Source organism: Psychromonas algicola (genome assembly GCF_004378355.1).
Taxonomy (GTDB): Bacteria; Pseudomonadota; Gammaproteobacteria; order Enterobacterales; family Psychromonadaceae; genus Psychromonas.
In genome coordinates this window covers 18,387-33,983 of sequence record NZ_SNUB01000018.1, presented here as the reverse complement: position 1 = coordinate 33,983, position 15,597 = coordinate 18,387, and the positions used below count along the sequence as shown (strand labels likewise).

Below are 15,597 nucleotides of genomic sequence, written 5' to 3'. Positions count from 1 at the left end.
GTTGTAATTTTCGCAAATAGAACAACTATTTAACTTAAATTACGCTTTGAAATCAGCCATTTTTTCTGCGCAAAATTTAGATCGCTTATTTAATGTAATTGGTATAACTTAATCGACCACTTTCATTTTAACTTTGTATTTTTAAGCAATAATGAATTACTTAATACAATTAAGCTTGAAGCTGTCATCGCGAGTGCTGCAATCGTAGGTGTTAAATAACCTAAAGCAGCAGATGGAATCGCTAAACTATTAAAAATGAAAGCCCAGAATAGATTTTGTTGAATGGTTTTCCATGTTGCGCGTGACAGTTTAATCGCAACAGCAATCAAACGAGGATCATCGCGCATCAAGGTCATAGCTGCTGTTTTTTTCGCTGCATCACTGCCACTTCCCATTGCGATACTTACATCAGCGGCAGCCAAAGCAGGAGCATCATTCACCCCATCACCTACCATAGCAATCATGCCACTTTGTTGTTGCTTAGCTAGCACTTGTAATTTTTGCTCAGGTGTTTGTTGCGCATAAAAAGTATTAATACCTAATTGTTTACTCATCGCTTCCACAACACTCTGTTTATCACCACTGATTAATACAGTTGATAAGCCTAATTGATGTAGATTTTCAATTGCTTGTTTACTCTCAACGCGGCATTGATCTTCAATAGAAAAATAACCCACTAACTTTCCTTGGTAAGCAACATAAATCGTATTATCCGCTTGATCGATATTAAGTGATTGTTGGTTTATTCTATCTTGTAAATCAATATCAAAGTGAATTAGCAGCTGCTCATTGCCAGCGATAATTGCAGAGTCTTCATATATACCATGTATGCCTTGTCCGTGAATCGTGTTAATAGCAGTGACTTCACAAGCTTGGAAAGGTTTACTTTTTTGTGTTTTTTCACAGTAATCAATGATCGCTTTAGCGATAGGATGCTTACTTGATTGTTGTAAACCTAGTAATAAAGGCAGAAAGTTTTCGTCTAGCGAAATGACATTTTTTAAACTGACTTGGCCTTTGGTTAAAGTGCCTGTTTTATCAAAGGCAATACAGTCAAGTTTGTGTGCGAGTTGTAGCGTATTAATATCTTTTATCAAAATCCCTTTTTGCGCGGCTAAACCCGTACCAACTACCATGGCTGTTGGTGTTGCTAATCCTAGCGCACAAGGGCAAGCAATCACTAAAACGGCAACGCTGTAAATCAAAGCTTGTTCAAAATCCTGTGTAATAGAGAACCAAGCTATAAAAGTAAGCAATGCAATTGCTAACACGATAGGGACAAAAATAGCACTGACTTTATCTACCAATTCTAAAATGGGCGCTTTACTCATTTGTGCAGATTCAACGAGTTGGATAATGCTATGCAACTTGGTTTGTTCATTAACCGCTGTTGTTTTAATTAGCAAAACACCATCACCGTTAATGCTACCTGCAAAAACTAGGTCATTTTTTTGCTTATTAAGTGGTTTACTTTCACCTGTTAATAAAGCCTCATCAATATAACTTGTTCCTTCAATTACAACGCCATCAACAGGCACTTTATCGCCCACTGCAATTTGTACGAGATCGTTGACTTGAACTTGTTCAATGGAAACCTTTTGAAAAACTTTACCCTTTTTAACTAACGCTTCCGTTGCTTGTAATTTACTTAAAGCACTGATCGCCTTACTACTTGCTTGTTTGGCTCTAAATTCTAAATATTTACCAAGTCTAATTAATACAATAACTAAGCTACTACTTTCAAAATACAAATGTTGAAAGTCGCCTTTAAATAACATGTAAAGGCTAAATAAATAAGCCGCAGATGTGCCTAATACAACTAATAGATCCATATTTGCCGAACGGCCTTTAATGCTTTTCCATGCGCCAACATAAAAGCGAGCGCCAATAATAAACTGTAAAGGAGTGGCTAGGGCGAATTGCAACCAAGGGTTAAGTAAGTGTGTTTCGCTAAATAACATACTTAACATGGCTAACCAAAAAGGAATGCTAAGCGTTAATGCAATCATTAGCTGACGTTTTTCTTTTTGCTGTTTTTGTTGTTCTGCTTGTTGCTTTTCCGCCAACTGTTGCTGTGATGTAATGGCTAATTTCTGAACTAATTTTTTAGGACTAAGCGCAATCAATTCATCGATCATCTGCTCATTAACAAAGCTGGCGAGCGTTTCAACATACAAAGTTTGTGTTGCTAAGTTAGCTTTAGCATCTAATACTAAAGGGTGTTTTCTGATGCCTTTAAGCGTTGCTTCAACACAGCTTGCACATGACCAATCTGTATCAAAAGTGATATTTTGATAGTCAGTTTGATAACCTTTTTGCTGCAAAATAGTATCAATTTTAGACGCGATGTTAGTAGTGACTATTGTTGAATCTATGGCCAGCGTTGCTTTTTCTAAGGTGATATTTACATTGGCTTCAATACCGTCTATTTCATTAAAAACAGCCGAAAGTTTACTTGCGCATGACGCACAATTCATCCCATAAACAGGGAATGTAACTTGTTGTAAATTATTCATTGAATCACTCGTCTTAGTTAAAGGTTAGCAATCATTAGAGAATAACCTTTCCCCTTAGGGTAATGTCAATAGTGTAATGACATTACCTCTTGTAATTTATAATGATTTCAATAATATAGCTGTATATAAAAACAGTTTTTGCTATTCGCTTTAAGCAGGGGGCATCAAAATATGAATCTAGATGCACTTCGAGAAACTGCTGTGGATTCTTCACATACACAACGCAAAATCATTCATATTGATATGGATTCTTTTTTTGCATCCGTTGAAATTCGAGATAATCCAGCTTATGCCACAGTGCCTTTAGCAATTGGTGGTAAAAGCCAGCATAGAGGCGTGTTATCAACTTGTAATTACATTGCACGTGAATATGGTTTACATTCGGCAATGCCTGTTTTTAAAGCAAAGCAATTATGCCCTGAATTAGTGATTGTGCCTGGGCGCATGTCAGTTTATGTTGAAGTCTCGAAAAAACTCCGCGAAATATTTAATCGTTACACTCATCTCGTTGAACCACTCTCTTTAGATGAAGCCTTTTTAGATGTCACTGATTGTGAACTGTTTCAAGGCTCTGCTACTTTTATAGCACAAGATATTAGACGTGCCATTGAAGAAGAGTTGAATCTAACCGCTTCGGCTGGCGTGTCTTACTGTAAATTTTTGGCTAAGATCGCATCCGATGAAAATAAGCCTAACGGTCAATGTGTGATTAGCCCAGAGCAAGCAATGGAATTTATTTCACAATTACCGCTTAAAAAAATACCGGGTGTCGGTAAAGTAGGGCAACAAAATTTAGCAGAAAAAGGCTTATTCAATTGTCATGATATTGCGCAGTACCCTGAGCAAAAACTGCTCGCCGAGTTTGGTAAGTTAGGTCAGTCGTTATTAGCTTATAGTAAAGGGATTGATAATCGGCAAGTACAACCTAACCGTGAACGAAAGTCGGTTGCCGTTGAACATACCTTTGAACATAACCTTTTAAGTGAAGCGCAATGTGTAAGTTATCTGCAACAGTATTACCAAGAACTATTATTACGCGTAGAAAAACATTTGGATAAAAAACGCATCACTAAATTAGGGGTGAAGGTTAAATTTAGTGACTTTGTGATCAAAAGTACCGAACGTAAATACACGCAATTAAATGAATCGATATTTGAGCAATTATTACATCAATTAATAGAAGCAAACCCTAATAAGCCGATTCGGTTATTAGGGTTAAGTGTAGGTTTAGCCGACAAAGCGAATGAGCATCCGATTCAGTTAAGCTTGATTGACGAATAAATTTTGTGGTTAATATAAAAATTACATCGAGATATTGCGTATACCTTCGTAAATAAATTGAATAGCTAATGCCGCAAGAATAACGCCTAAAAAACGGCGTAAAATTTCATCACCTGTTTTACCAATAATCTTCTTTAAATACTTTGAAGTGATCATCGCAACGAGTGTTAGTAATAATATGCAAACGATAGCAGAGCCAACTGAAATAAGAGCCGTGCTCGTTTCATTTTGAGAGAATAATAATATCGCCAGTGTTAACGTGCCTGGGCCTGCTAATAGTGGAATTGACATAGGAAATACAGAAATATCAACATTCTTTTCTGTACTTGTATATTTTAACTCTTGTGTGATCATCATAAAGGCGGTGTAAAATAATAATAAGCCACCAGAAATGCGTAGTGAATTAATATTAATACCTAAATGATAAAACAAGGCTTCACCGTAATTACCAAATAAAATAAGCGTGACACCACTTATGATCACCGACTTCATTGCCATAGCATTACGGTGTTTTTGATCGCTACCTGATGTTAAAGAGTTGAAAATGAGGGCTGCACCAATAGGGTCGATAATTACTAATAAACCCGTTAAGGCGTGAAGAAATAATGCGATATCCATGTTTGTCTCAATATTTAAATAAGAAAGTAACTCAATATATAATCAAGCAGGGCATTTATCGTTATTAATACGCTAAGCTTAACTATGTTAATCGCGCTAGGTTACTGACTTTATAAAGCAGTGTAAATAGCTGTTTTATTTAAATGAATAGACTAAAAAACAAACAAAAAAGTGTCTATTTCATTCTAAAGGGGTTGTACCAATCACACTAATTAACTGATCTATTTTACTTGTTAAAATAACTTATTTCTTCGTTATAAGTTTCATAAAGGAAATAACCCTTAAAGTATTAAGGTGTTTTACTTAATACTGTCGATAGAGGGTTAACGCAGTTAACCTCTCGAAAGACCTCGACTTATGCCTTGAACTAAGTCATTTATCCTACGCAAAATTTAGAACACTTATTTAATGTAATTGGTATTCTTTCTTTATAAAAAATAAAGTTGTGAACTATTTGGCTAACATAATGTGTACTAATAATTTAATATAACTATACTTTTATATGTTAATTCTATTAATTTAAATGTTTTAAAAGGTCCCAATGAGCAAAGAACTAATTGTTGAATCTGCACAAAACTTAAAAAAAGCACTGCCACTGATGATGAAGTATTCAGTGCCAACAACCCCAAATAACTATGCGCTTTGGTACCATTATGTGGCTGAAACCAATACGCCATTAAAAGAAGCTATGGATAAGCTGCTGGCTTCTTGCGAAATTTGCCCACCAATTCAAGCTGAATCAATCTATCGAGAGCATGTTATGCCCGAGCAAGAAAGTGAAACTTGGGAATTGCGCACCACCATCGAAAAAATGATGACTCAATTAGATAAGTCGATCATTGATACACGAACAGATACCAATCAGTTCCAACAATCGTGTGAAAAAACCTTTGCGAATATAAGTAAAGTAGAAGAAGAAGGTTGGTCAATTGATGAAGTCGTTAGTTTATTAAAAAACTTGGAAAGAGACGCAAAATTAATGCGTAACGCAACTAGCTTTTTTGGTAATAGTTTAGCCGTTGCAAAAAATGAAATAGACAGCTTAAAAGAGCAGTTGGTTAAAAGTAACAACGCGGCTATGTTTGACTCTTTGACTGGGTTATTTAATCGTCACGCTTTTGATACTGAATTAACGGCATATTTAAATAAAGGCACTAAAGGTTTATGTCTTATTCTATGTGATATAGACCATTTCAAAAGCTTTAATGATACTTGGGGACACTTATTAGGTGACCAAGTACTAAAAGCGGTAGGTCGAAAAATTAATGATAATATGCGTAATGGCAGTACAGCCTATCGTTTTGGTGGAGAAGAATTCACCATCTTGATTCCTCAGACTAATATTCGTATTGCCCGTCATTTTGCGGAAACATTACGTAAACAGTTTGAAAAGATTTCATTAAAAGATAAACGTTCAGGCCAACAAATTAATAATATCACGGCTTCATTTGGTGTGGTTGAAGGTAAACCTAATGAAACCATGGCGGACTTTGTCGCCCGAGCCGATGATTATATGTATAAAGCTAAAAAACTAGGCCGCAACAGAGTACTGCCGATATAATTTTTATATTATTTCCAGCCATAAAAAAGTCGCTACGAAGAGCGACTTTTTTATGGCAATTTTTCTCGCTAATTAAGCTTTAAGTATCTTACAAGTATTGGTTGAACCTTGGTCAATATCATCACCATGTGTTAACAATATCAAATCACCCGTTTCAATTAAGTTGGCTTCTTTAAGCGTTGTTAATGCATTAGCAATAAACTTTGTGCTATCAGTTGTCGTCGATGCAAATTTAACCGGTGTAACACCACGATATAAAGCACAATAATTCAGTGTTTGTTGATTACTTGATAAAGCATAAATAGGTAAGCCAGAGCTTAAACGTGACATTAATAAAGGAGTTGAACCCGATTCAGTTAAGGCAACAATCGCTTTAATACCATTAGTATGATTTGCTGCATACATAGCCGTCATTGCTAATGCTTCACCTGTATTATCAAAGGTGTAATCCATACGGTGATTAGACACATTAACGCTTGGGTATTTCTCGGCTCCGATACAAACATCACTCATTGCTTTAACGGTTTCAACAGGATAATCACCCGCAGCCGTTTCACCCGATAACATTACTGCATCGGTACCATCTAATACGGCATTGGCAACATCCATTACTTCTGCACGCGTTGGCATTGGCGCGTTGATCATGGATTCCATCATTTGCGTTGCGGTGATCACAACACGGTTTAAACGACGTGCGGTGCGGATCATATCTTTTTGCACGCCCACTAAACGCGCATCACCGATTTCAACACCCAAATCACCACGCGCTACCATCACCACATCGGAAGCAAGAATGATATCTTCCAATGCTTCAACTGTTTCAACGGCTTCAGCACGTTCAACTTTAGCAACTATTTTAGCAAAACAACCAGCCTCTTGAGCTAGCTTACGTGCGTAATGTAAATCTGCTCCATTGCGTGGAAATGAAACCGCAAGATAATCACAACCAATTTCAGCGGCAGTTATAATATCTTTTTTGTCTTTTTCAGTTAATGCCGCCGCAGATAAACCACCGCCTTTCTTGTTGATACCTTTGTTGTTAGAGAGTGGACCTCCAATAATAACAACAGTACGAACTTTATTACCTTCAACAGATTCAACTTTAAGTTGTACACGACCATCGTCTAATAGCAGAATATCTCCAGCATCAACTTCCTGTGGTAATGTTTTGTAGTCTAAACCCACTTGCTGCTGATCACCTTGGCCTTTCTCAATATCACTATCAAGCGTAAATTTATCACCAACGGCTAACTGAATTTTATTATTAGCAAAAGTGGAAACACGAATTTTAGGACCTTGTAAATCGCCCATTATCGCAACTTCTTTACCTAATTTGACGGCAATGTCTCTTACTTGTTGTGCTCGTTTTATATGATCAGCTGCATCACCATGAGAGAAGTTCATACGAACCATATTTGCACCAGCTGCAATGATGTCTTCTAAATTATTATCACGATCCGTTGCTGGACCTAATGTAGTTACAATTTTGGTACGTCTTGTCATGTTCACTCCCTGTCAAATATTAAATATGAAGCAATTAATATGTCTTCATATGAGGATCAGTCGGTTATTCATTGTTCTTTTCAAAGCGAGAATCTTTAATTCCAGCTTTCACTCGTTTTAAATTATCTCTAAATTTTGCGCCACGACGAAGCGTGAAGCCTGTTGTTAACACATCAATTAATACGAGTTGTGCGATACGAGATGACATTGGCATATAAATATCTGTATCTTCAGGCACACCTAAAGATAGCACTAAATTACTTTGTTCGGCGAGCGGAGAATTATAGGCCGTTAAAGCAATCACAAAAGCATCGTTTTCACGTGCAAGTTGTGCAATTTCTACTAAGGGTTTAGTTCGGCCTGTATGTGAAATCAATACAATCACATCGCCTTCACTGCTATTAATACAGCTCATTCTTTGCATAACGATATCGTCGAAGCAAGAAACAGGAATATTAAAGCGGAAAAATTTATTAAATGCGTCATGGGCCACAGAAGAGGAAGCCCCTAAACCGAAGAATGATATTTTATTGGCTTGGGTCAATATATCAACGGCACGATTGATTAAATTGGTATCTAGGCCATTTTTAGCAACATTTAAACAAGCCATAGTAGATTCAAAAATCTTAGAGGTATAAGCTTCAGGACCATCGTTTTCATTTACGTTACGGTTCACATAAGGCGTTCCATTCGCTAAGCTTTGCGCTAATCTTAGTTTAAAATCTGGGAACCCTTTTGTATCTAAGCGACGACAAAAACGGTTAACCGTAGGCTCACTGACTTGGGCATTTTTAGCCAAGTTTGCAATGCTAGAGTGAATTGCAGTTTCTGGTGAAGCAAGGATAGCTTCGGCAACTTTACGCTCTGACTTACTAAAAGTATCAAGATTTTTTTTAATTAATTCTAAAGTGTTCATTATTTATTCACTCGTGTTCATGAAGTAATTAGCATTTAGTACAGGAAGTTTGTAACTAAAAATGAAATAAAACTACAGAAATGCCATTTATAATACAATTAATTATAAGTTAGGTAAGTTTTGATGTCATTTTATTACATCTTAAAAATGTTTTAGATCAAAAAATACGAATAAAAAGAACGAAATTGAGAGACCGATCTAAACTTACAAGATCAAATCTTAAACAAACTAGGAGAAAAAGCATGTTATCAGTCGTTGCAGATATTGGCGGAACTAATATACGTTTAGCAGTGTTAACACTTGCTACAGGAGAAATGAGTCAGGTAGAGGAATACCCCTGTGCAACATTTTCTTCACTAGAGGCTGCTTTTGTTCAATACTTTACCTCCTTAACAGAGCCTGTTAGCCACTTATGCATTGGTATTGCGTGTCCCGTTGAAGACGATTTCGTTAAAATGACTAACAACAACTGGGAGTTTTCAAAAACTGCATTAAAAGACAAACTATCTTTAACCACGCTTTATGTGATTAATGATTACACTGCTATTTCATTGGCGGTGCCTTACGTCGATGACAAAGATAAAATTCAAATCGGTGGCGGTAAAGAAATTGAAAATGGCGTCAAAGCTATTTTTGGTCCTGGCACTGGGTTAGGTGTTTCGCATTTAATTAAACAAGATGAGAAATGGATTAGTTTAGATGGCGAAGGTGGTCACGCAAGCTTTGCGCCTAATACTTCGCAACAAGCAGATGTGTTTTTGTTATTGCAAGAGCAATTTGGTCATGTATCAGCAGAGCGATTATTGTCAGGCCAAGGCTTAGTTAACATTTATAATGCACTCTGTCGTATTGCAAGCAAATCAACAGTGTATGCACAACCATCTGAAATCTCCAAAGCGGCGTTAGCGAATGAATGTGAGATAGCATTACAAGCACTTAACTTGTTTTGCCAAGCAATGGGCGGTTTTGCAGGTAACTTAGCGTTAAATTTACAATGTGGTGGCGGTGTTTATATTGCAGGAGGCATTGTTCCAAGATTTGTAGAATTCTTTGAAAATAGTGAATTCCGAGAATTCTTTGAAGCAAAAGGGCGTCTTAAAAGTTATTTACAAACCGTTCCTACTTACCTGATCACGCATAGTAATCCTGGTTTATTGGGTGCAAGTGTTTATTTACGACAAGAATTAGCATAAATCCGCGTAATATGATGGTTAATGGTTGATTTAAAGGGCTTAGTTAACTATCATGCGCACCGCTTCGTTGTTACATCTACTATTTTGTGTAATAAATGAACGCCAATTTTAGGTGACGTGTCCGAGTGGCTGAAGGAGCACGCCTGGAAAGCGTGTAAAGGGCAACCTTTCGAGAGTTCGAATCTCTCCGTCACCGCCATATCCTGTACCGAGAAGGTACTATAAGAACCCGCAACGCCTTGTAATGTAAGGCTTGCGGGTTTTTTATGTCTTTAATAAATAACATTGTCAAAAACTACAACTGAAAGCACTACAAAAAGTAATACCTGAAATTAGCTTTAAGGTGCAATGGGAAATAAGTTATTAAATAAGTGGAAGCGTTTAGTGATGGGATAAATTGAGTTTTAGTATAAGAAAGGGTTGTTGTTTTAATTGCAGAAGTAGAAATTAAAAAGTGGCTACTCGAAGCCACTTTTTATAATAATAAGCTAAGGCTTATTCTGCTTCTTTTGTTGCTACAGAAGCTGTATCACATGACCAACCCCAGCCTTTTTGTTTTTCAACAAAAGCAGCTGCTTTGCTTTCACAGTAACCTGCTGAGTTTGCTGCGCTCCAAAGTGTTTTAGTACCTTCTTCTTTTGTGTATTGAACTTCACAAGGTACGTTGTTTTCACCTGAGTAAACCACTTCTACGATACGGATGTTACTGCCGTGCGAACACACTGTTGTGATGTTTTCTATTGCCATTGCTGAAGTAGACATTCCAGCAAATAAACATGCAGAAACGAACAATGTTTTGTTTAATGTAATCATAATGATTTCCTCGTTGGGTTGTGTTTAATTAGTGCATTTAGTTATTAAATTTATTTTATTAAAACCATGCATAGTTAATGTAACGTTATGTAGTTTAACGACTGTTTAAAAATTATCGAGAGTTTTCTTATTTTTTTACCAATAATTTCTACTTAAAGTGAACTTTTAGAATTAAAGTTGTCACGTTGCTTGCCTTGTATGGATTTAAGTGGTGAATAGGTGGGAAGTTATTTATTTGATTTTTTGTTATTTATTAATATAATGCCTACCTATTCTAGCTATACGCAAATAAGTTATTTAATCAATATTCTACCGCTAATATAAATCCAGCCTAATAAAATAATCAATCTGGTTAGTTTACCGTCAGCGTATTAACGCCTACCGCTAAAGGTGTTGTATAGATACGAAATGAGCGTGCTTGTAGGATAATCGGTGAAGATGACTGTGGTATTACGTTACAAAATAGATCTTTTTGTCTGAAACTGAATAGTGTTTAACTTAGATAAAGAAAAATATGAAAAAATACATAGTAATGATCCTATTATTTTCTAGTTTGTTAACGCTCTTTTCTTGTGGCGTTCTACCAAAAAAGGAAGCATCAATGAATATAGAAAAAGGTTTAGAGTCGGCAATAGCTACCTTTTCTGAAAAAGAACAACAGTATATTACTTTCGTTGCGAAAAAATTAGAGAGTCATGGGTTTCCTCTTGATAACTTAACAAGAGTTGACTTACAAAAAACGATTAAAAACGTGAATGAATATTACGCTTACAATGAGGTTACTTTTTACAGTAATCCAGCTGTATATCGTAAGGGGGAACCATATTCTGCGAGTGAAAATGTAGGGCTTAATTGGGATTCACCTACGACTGTATATAATGAAGATGGAAGCGTCGAGTTCCAGTTTGCTCAGAAAGTTAACGTTGAAGATTTAATTCCAGTTTTTTACAGACTCAATGATTCATACTCTACTGTGGCTGCGCATAAAAATTATGATGATATTGTAGAAAAAATAGATAAGGTATTTCTTGAATTTAAAGAAGAGCCAGTAAAAACAAGAGAAGAGAGGCTTTTGGAATTAAAAAAAGGCCAATCTGAATCTTCTCGTCTTCGAACAAAACTATCAAGAGGACAGTCGATCGCATCATTCACTTCTCAAGGGATTTACGAATTGCTTTATAATTATGAAATTAGCATAGTTGAAGATACTCAAAATACAGACCTCTATGAGCTATTTATTTCAGGACTAGATTATAAACGTTCAGATCTTGAACATTACAATGAATTGCGAGATAACTGCCAGTTAAAGATTGACGTTAAGCATTCAACGATTGAAGTGTTGAACTGTTATGATCCAACTTTTTTCCCTACGCCAGCAGTTAGTAGGCCAATAAAATTTCCCGATACACAATAGTCGACTTGGATATAAGAGACGACTTTGACGACACAATGTAGTTTCTACCTGTTGCATTGTTTCTTTAATACATTAAAACAATGTATGGGCCTCTTTTTTTAAAAGGCCAATTTATTTATAACCATTAAAATCAGGAATCATTTTGACATCATTAACTCAACCATTAATAACTCAACCATCCGCTATTAAAGTTGGCTTAACTTTATGTTTGACTTCAATCATTTTTGGCCTTATTTTGTTTACCGTAGAATATATAGTCGGTAGTGAAATTTCAGGGGTAGGCGCATTGAGTACCATTATGCCTGCTATGTTAACTGGATTATATTTTGGCTCTAAAAGTGGTGAATATATACAAGCTAAAACTAGATGGCTAGCCTTATCTATTTGGATTGCCGCTAGCTTTATTTATGCTTTTGCTGTGTTCTATTATTACGAATTTTCATTCGCTGACATTGTTGATATGTTAAGCGAACTTGGTTGGTTTAATTTAATTATATTGGCCGTGTTAATTATTGCCTTCTTAATTTCTTATGTTGCTTTTAAGTTTGGTGAAAAAACAGGGATCAAAACCTTTCTACAGAAAAAAGCCAAAGCAGAAAAACAAGAATCTAATTCATAAATCTTTTTAGATTAAGGTAATAGCAATTATGACGACAAAATATAAAGGCACCTGTTTATGCGGTAGCATTACATTTTCAGTTGAAGGCTTTAGTGAACAAGCAGCTCACTGTTATTGTTCTATGTGTCGTAAATTTCATGGTGCCGCTTTTGGTACTTTAGTTGCTGTTAACGGTTTGAAGTGGTTGTCTGGAGTGGATCAACTTAAAGACTATGTGGCTCCTAACGGCACGATTCGCACTTTTTGTAACACCTGTGGTTCGAGCTTAGGCTTTCGTGTCGCCGATGCGCCAATAGAAGAAATTGAATTAGCTATTGCGAGTTTTGATGAAGATATTCCAGTCAATATTGATGCGCAAATCTATACAAAGTACAAAGCCAATTGGTGTGAATTACAAAATGACTTGCCTGCTTTTGGTGACGAAAGAAAAAGTTAATGAAGTTATCATTAGTGATTTAAATCTATGGTGTTAAATGAAAAAAATTAAGCTCCTTGCTATCTCCGGCAGTCTTCGTAAAGCATCTTATAATACTGCGGTGTTAAATACGTTAGCCGAAATATCGCCAGAGCATATTGAAATTATGATTGCCGATATCAGCGAACTTCCTTTATTTAATCCAGATAGAGAAACAGAGTCGATTCCTGCTTTAGAGAATATTAAAGCGGCACTTAAGCATGCCTCTGGTTTAATTATTTCAAGCCCTGAATACGCTCATGGCATTAGTGGGCCGATGAAAAATGCTTTAGATTGGTTGGTTAGTGGTAGTGAATTTGTTGATTTACCTATCATGTTAATTAATACATCACCGAGAGCACAACATGCTTTAGATGCATTAAAAGAAGTATTAATCACTATGTCTGGTGTCATTGTCGATAAGGCTTCTGTTGCAATTCCTTTGCTAGGGACCGTGCTAAATACAAAATGTGATAAAACGTCGAATGAATTAGTTTATATTGCAGAAAATGAAGTTCATTATGAAATGTTAACCAACGCATTGAATGCTTTTTATGATGAGATTAGCAATCATGGTGTTGATGTAACTTAACATCGATAGCGAGTAGTAAAGCGTTTTACTTAATACTCCCGATAGAGGCTAACGAAGTTAACCTCTTAAAAGGTGACAATTTACGTCTTGAGTTGAACTGTTTTTTCGTAAAACTTAGAGTACATATTTAACGTAACCGATATAACGAGTAAAAATTACTCCACCGCTAACGCTTCTAATCGTCTTGCTTCACTTTCTTGAGCTTCCAACAGTTTCATTTGTTTATTACTGTAAATGACTGCGGTTAAAGCGATGCTTGATGACACCAACATTATGATCAAAACAGGTTGTATCTTTCCCATGCTGATGAAGGCGGCAAAGGCGCTGACGGCTGCGCCTGTAGCACATTGAAATGAACCTAATACCGCCGATGCTTTACCTGCATTTTTACCAAAGAACTTTAAGAAACAGGTGCTTGAATTTGCAACGATGCCACCGTTTGCGCCAATGCTAATAGCGAAGGCAATCACAGTGAAGGTTAAATTTTGAATATCTAAAAATAACGAACTTGTTAATAATAAAGTTCCTAATAACTGCATAGATAAAAAGAAACGTAATAAAGTGGAAGGTTCAAAACGATTTAATAAAAAGGTATTCAAACGGTTAACAATGACCAGGCTAACAATGTTAATCGCGAATAATTGAGAGAAGGTTTTAGCGCTAACTTCAAATACACCCATATAGATCATCGCTGAGTTTGTGACAAAGCTAATCATGACTGCAAAAGCAAAACCTTGCGCAATCATATAGCCCACAGCTTGTTTATGCGTGAGTACTTGTAGGAAGCTAATCGCTTTAACAGGTTCAGTTTTGGTGCCTGCTTTTTCTGCATCTAATTGCAATTGGCGTTTGGATCTTGCTGATTGATGAGGCACAAATTTGATTGCCATCAACATCGCAAAAACAGACATCATTGCAATAAAGTAAAATACCCAGTGCCATGTATGGAAAGATAAAATAAAGTTACCAATGGTGGGCGCGATAGAAGGAGCGATCATCATTATTAACGCAACAAGAGAAAATAATTTAGCTGCTTCTTTTCCATCTGCATTATCTCGAATAGTTGCAGGTACGCCAACAATGGCAATACCACCGCCAATGGCTTCGATTAAACGCCACATCCATAGCACATGAATATGTGTGCTGGTGGTGAGTAATAAACTTGATATCGCAAAAATACTCAAACCAAATAACATGATAGGCAAACGACCATGTTTATCTGATAACGGTCCACCAATTAATTGCCCAATACCAAGTCCTAAAATATAAAGACTAACGGTCACAGATAGCATTGAAATATCTACTTGCATTTCACTGGCAATTTGAGGAAGCGCAGGCAAATAACTGTCGATAGCAAAAGGCGAAATGGCGAATATCGATGATAAAGTGACTATCAGTTTTTTACTTACTTTTTTGTTAACATTTGAGTCTGGCATATTGTTAACATTGCTGTTTGTTGTTTGTGTCATGTAGATCCCGTTATTATCTTTCTGGAAAGATAATATGTGGAGTTTAGCTTTCTGGCAAGATATATTAATTACCGTTTTTTAAGCTATATTTTAAGTACCCGCTTAAACAAGAAATTAAAGTATTAGAATTATCGGAATAGGAATGAAATTGAAAAATAACTTACGTGAAATAGAGTTGGCAATGCATCAAAATTGGCCTGAATGTGTTGACGCTTCATCGTTAACATTACTCAAAATCACGCGTGTACAAGAGCTTTTTAAAAATGAAATTGAAGCCTGCGTAACACAATATCATTTGCAACATGCTGACTTCAGTGTGCTAGCAACATTAAGACGTAGTGCTAAACCTTATTGTTTATCGCCCACTGATTTATATAAAAGTATGTTTTTCAGCTCTGGTGGATTAACCAAGGTATTAAGGCGCTTGCTGGAAGCTGGGTTAATTGAGCGTTTAGAAAATCCACAAGACAAGCGCAGTAAATTAGTGAAGTTAAATGAACAAGGTAAAAAACTGGTTGAAAAAATAATGCCTGAACTGCATAAAAAAGATAAGGCCTTATTAAAAGGGCTAACTAAACAAGAACAAACTCAACTAGAAGCCTTGTTACAAAAAACATTGGATCACCATGAAAGCATTTAGTTACTGCT

General features: G+C 36.2%; 14 protein-coding genes and 1 tRNA gene. 9 read left to right on the top strand and 6 right to left on the bottom strand.

Annotated features, from left to right (window positions below; translation table 11 throughout):
• Positions 1–122: 122 nt before the first annotated feature.
• Entirely contained in the window at positions 123–2,516 is a 2,394-nt protein-coding gene (locus E2R67_RS10230; protein WP_134290859.1) for a heavy metal translocating P-type ATPase, read from the bottom strand.
• Between the two features lie 171 nt (positions 2,517–2,687).
• On the opposite strand from E2R67_RS10230, the gene dinB reads away from it, so the two are divergent.
• Positions 2,688–3,797 (top strand): DNA polymerase IV, encoded by a 1,110-nt coding sequence (gene dinB / locus E2R67_RS10225; protein ID WP_134290858.1) that lies wholly within the window; start codon positions 2,688–2,690, stop codon positions 3,795–3,797.
• A gap of 21 nt (positions 3,798–3,818) precedes the next feature.
• Here dinB and E2R67_RS10220 read toward each other — a convergent pair whose 3' ends face one another.
• Positions 3,819–4,415 (bottom strand): MarC family protein, encoded by a 597-nt coding sequence (locus E2R67_RS10220; protein WP_134290857.1) that lies wholly within the window; start codon positions 4,413–4,415, stop codon positions 3,819–3,821.
• A 541-nt stretch (positions 4,416–4,956) separates the two neighbouring features.
• On the opposite strand from E2R67_RS10220, the gene E2R67_RS10215 reads away from it, so the two are divergent.
• Positions 4,957–5,976 (top strand): GGDEF domain-containing protein, encoded by a 1,020-nt coding sequence (locus tag E2R67_RS10215; RefSeq protein ID WP_134290856.1) that lies wholly within the window; start codon positions 4,957–4,959, stop codon positions 5,974–5,976.
• 72 nt (positions 5,977–6,048) lie between these two features.
• Here the strand turns inward: E2R67_RS10215 and pyk are convergent, their stop codons facing one another.
• Positions 6,049–7,479, bottom strand: coding sequence for a pyruvate kinase (gene pyk / locus E2R67_RS10210; protein ID WP_134290855.1), 1,431 nt, complete (start codon positions 7,477–7,479; stop codon positions 6,049–6,051).
• Positions 7,480–7,543: 64 nt separating this feature from the next.
• Positions 7,544–8,395, bottom strand: a complete 852-nt coding sequence (locus E2R67_RS10205; protein WP_134290854.1) for a MurR/RpiR family transcriptional regulator — start codon at positions 8,393–8,395, stop codon at positions 7,544–7,546.
• A gap of 185 nt (positions 8,396–8,580) precedes the next feature.
• Here E2R67_RS10205 and E2R67_RS10200 point away from each other — a divergent pair, with 185 nt between their 5' ends.
• Together E2R67_RS10200 and E2R67_RS10195 are read left to right on the top strand one after the other, a co-directional pair.
• Positions 8,581–9,588, top strand: coding sequence for a glucokinase (locus E2R67_RS10200; RefSeq protein ID WP_279587494.1), 1,008 nt, complete (start codon positions 8,581–8,583; stop codon positions 9,586–9,588).
• Positions 9,589–9,699: 111 nt separating this feature from the next.
• Positions 9,700–9,787, top strand: a tRNA-Ser gene (locus E2R67_RS10195).
• 296 nt (positions 9,788–10,083) lie between these two features.
• Here the strand turns inward: E2R67_RS10195 and E2R67_RS10190 are convergent.
• On the bottom strand, positions 10,084–10,401 hold the full coding sequence (locus E2R67_RS10190; RefSeq protein WP_134290852.1) for a hypothetical protein: 318 nt from the start codon (positions 10,399–10,401) through the stop codon (positions 10,084–10,086).
• 601 nt (positions 10,402–11,002) lie between these two features.
• Here E2R67_RS10190 and E2R67_RS10185 point away from each other — a divergent pair.
• The 4 genes from E2R67_RS10185 to E2R67_RS10170 all read left to right on the top strand — a co-directional run bounded on the left by E2R67_RS10185 (position 11,003) and on the right by E2R67_RS10170 (position 13,480).
• Positions 11,003–11,815 carry a hypothetical protein gene (locus E2R67_RS10185; protein WP_134290851.1) on the top strand — a complete coding sequence of 271 codons (813 nt, stop codon included), beginning with the start codon at positions 11,003–11,005 and terminating at the stop codon, positions 11,813–11,815.
• 142 nt (positions 11,816–11,957) lie between these two features.
• The gene (locus E2R67_RS10180) at positions 11,958–12,434 is read left to right on the top strand and encodes an ABZJ_00895 family protein (protein WP_134290850.1); all 477 of its coding nucleotides are present in this window, start codon (positions 11,958–11,960) and stop codon (positions 12,432–12,434) included.
• Between the two features lie 28 nt (positions 12,435–12,462).
• Positions 12,463–12,870: a GFA family protein gene (locus tag E2R67_RS10175; protein WP_134290849.1), complete on the top strand. Its 408-nt coding sequence runs from the start codon at positions 12,463–12,465 to the stop codon at positions 12,868–12,870.
• A gap of 37 nt (positions 12,871–12,907) precedes the next feature.
• Positions 12,908–13,480 (top strand): NADPH-dependent FMN reductase, encoded by a 573-nt coding sequence (locus tag E2R67_RS10170; RefSeq protein ID WP_134290848.1) that lies wholly within the window; start codon positions 12,908–12,910, stop codon positions 13,478–13,480.
• A gap of 155 nt (positions 13,481–13,635) precedes the next feature.
• Here E2R67_RS10170 and E2R67_RS10165 read toward each other — a convergent pair whose 3' ends face one another.
• Positions 13,636–14,949: a multidrug effflux MFS transporter gene (locus E2R67_RS10165; protein ID WP_134290847.1), complete on the bottom strand. Its 1,314-nt coding sequence runs from the start codon at positions 14,947–14,949 to the stop codon at positions 13,636–13,638.
• A gap of 142 nt (positions 14,950–15,091) precedes the next feature.
• Here E2R67_RS10165 and E2R67_RS10160 point away from each other — a divergent pair, with 142 nt between their 5' ends.
• A complete protein-coding gene (locus tag E2R67_RS10160) occupies positions 15,092–15,589 on the top strand; it encodes a MarR family winged helix-turn-helix transcriptional regulator (RefSeq protein ID WP_243836997.1) in 498 nt (165 codons plus the stop codon).
• Positions 15,590–15,597 lie beyond the last annotated feature (8 nt).

Excerpts from the sequence above, each read along its gene's own strand:
- E2R67_RS10230 (WP_134290859.1), bottom strand. The coding sequence starts at position 2,516 with ATGAATAATTTACAACAAGTTACATTCCCTGTTTATGGGATGAATTGT.
- dinB (WP_134290858.1), top strand. The coding sequence starts at position 2,688 with ATGAATCTAGATGCACTTCGAGAAACTGCTGTGGATTCTTCACATACA.
- E2R67_RS10220 (WP_134290857.1), bottom strand. The coding sequence starts at position 4,415 with ATGGATATCGCATTATTTCTTCACGCCTTAACGGGTTTATTAGTAATT.
- E2R67_RS10215 (WP_134290856.1), top strand. The coding sequence starts at position 4,957 with ATGAGCAAAGAACTAATTGTTGAATCTGCACAAAACTTAAAAAAAGCA.
- pyk (WP_134290855.1), bottom strand. The coding sequence starts at position 7,479 with ATGACAAGACGTACCAAAATTGTAACTACATTAGGTCCAGCAACGGAT.
- E2R67_RS10205 (WP_134290854.1), bottom strand. The coding sequence starts at position 8,395 with ATGAACACTTTAGAATTAATTAAAAAAAATCTTGATACTTTTAGTAAG.
- E2R67_RS10190 (WP_134290852.1), bottom strand. The coding sequence starts at position 10,401 with ATGATTACATTAAACAAAACATTGTTCGTTTCTGCATGTTTATTTGCT.
- E2R67_RS10185 (WP_134290851.1), top strand. The coding sequence starts at position 11,003 with ATGAATATAGAAAAAGGTTTAGAGTCGGCAATAGCTACCTTTTCTGAA.
- E2R67_RS10175 (WP_134290849.1), top strand. The coding sequence starts at position 12,463 with ATGACGACAAAATATAAAGGCACCTGTTTATGCGGTAGCATTACATTT.
- E2R67_RS10170 (WP_134290848.1), top strand. The coding sequence starts at position 12,908 with ATGAAAAAAATTAAGCTCCTTGCTATCTCCGGCAGTCTTCGTAAAGCA.
- E2R67_RS10165 (WP_134290847.1), bottom strand. The coding sequence starts at position 14,949 with ATGACACAAACAACAAACAGCAATGTTAACAATATGCCAGACTCAAAT.
- E2R67_RS10160 (WP_243836997.1), top strand. The coding sequence starts at position 15,092 with ATGAAATTGAAAAATAACTTACGTGAAATAGAGTTGGCAATGCATCAA.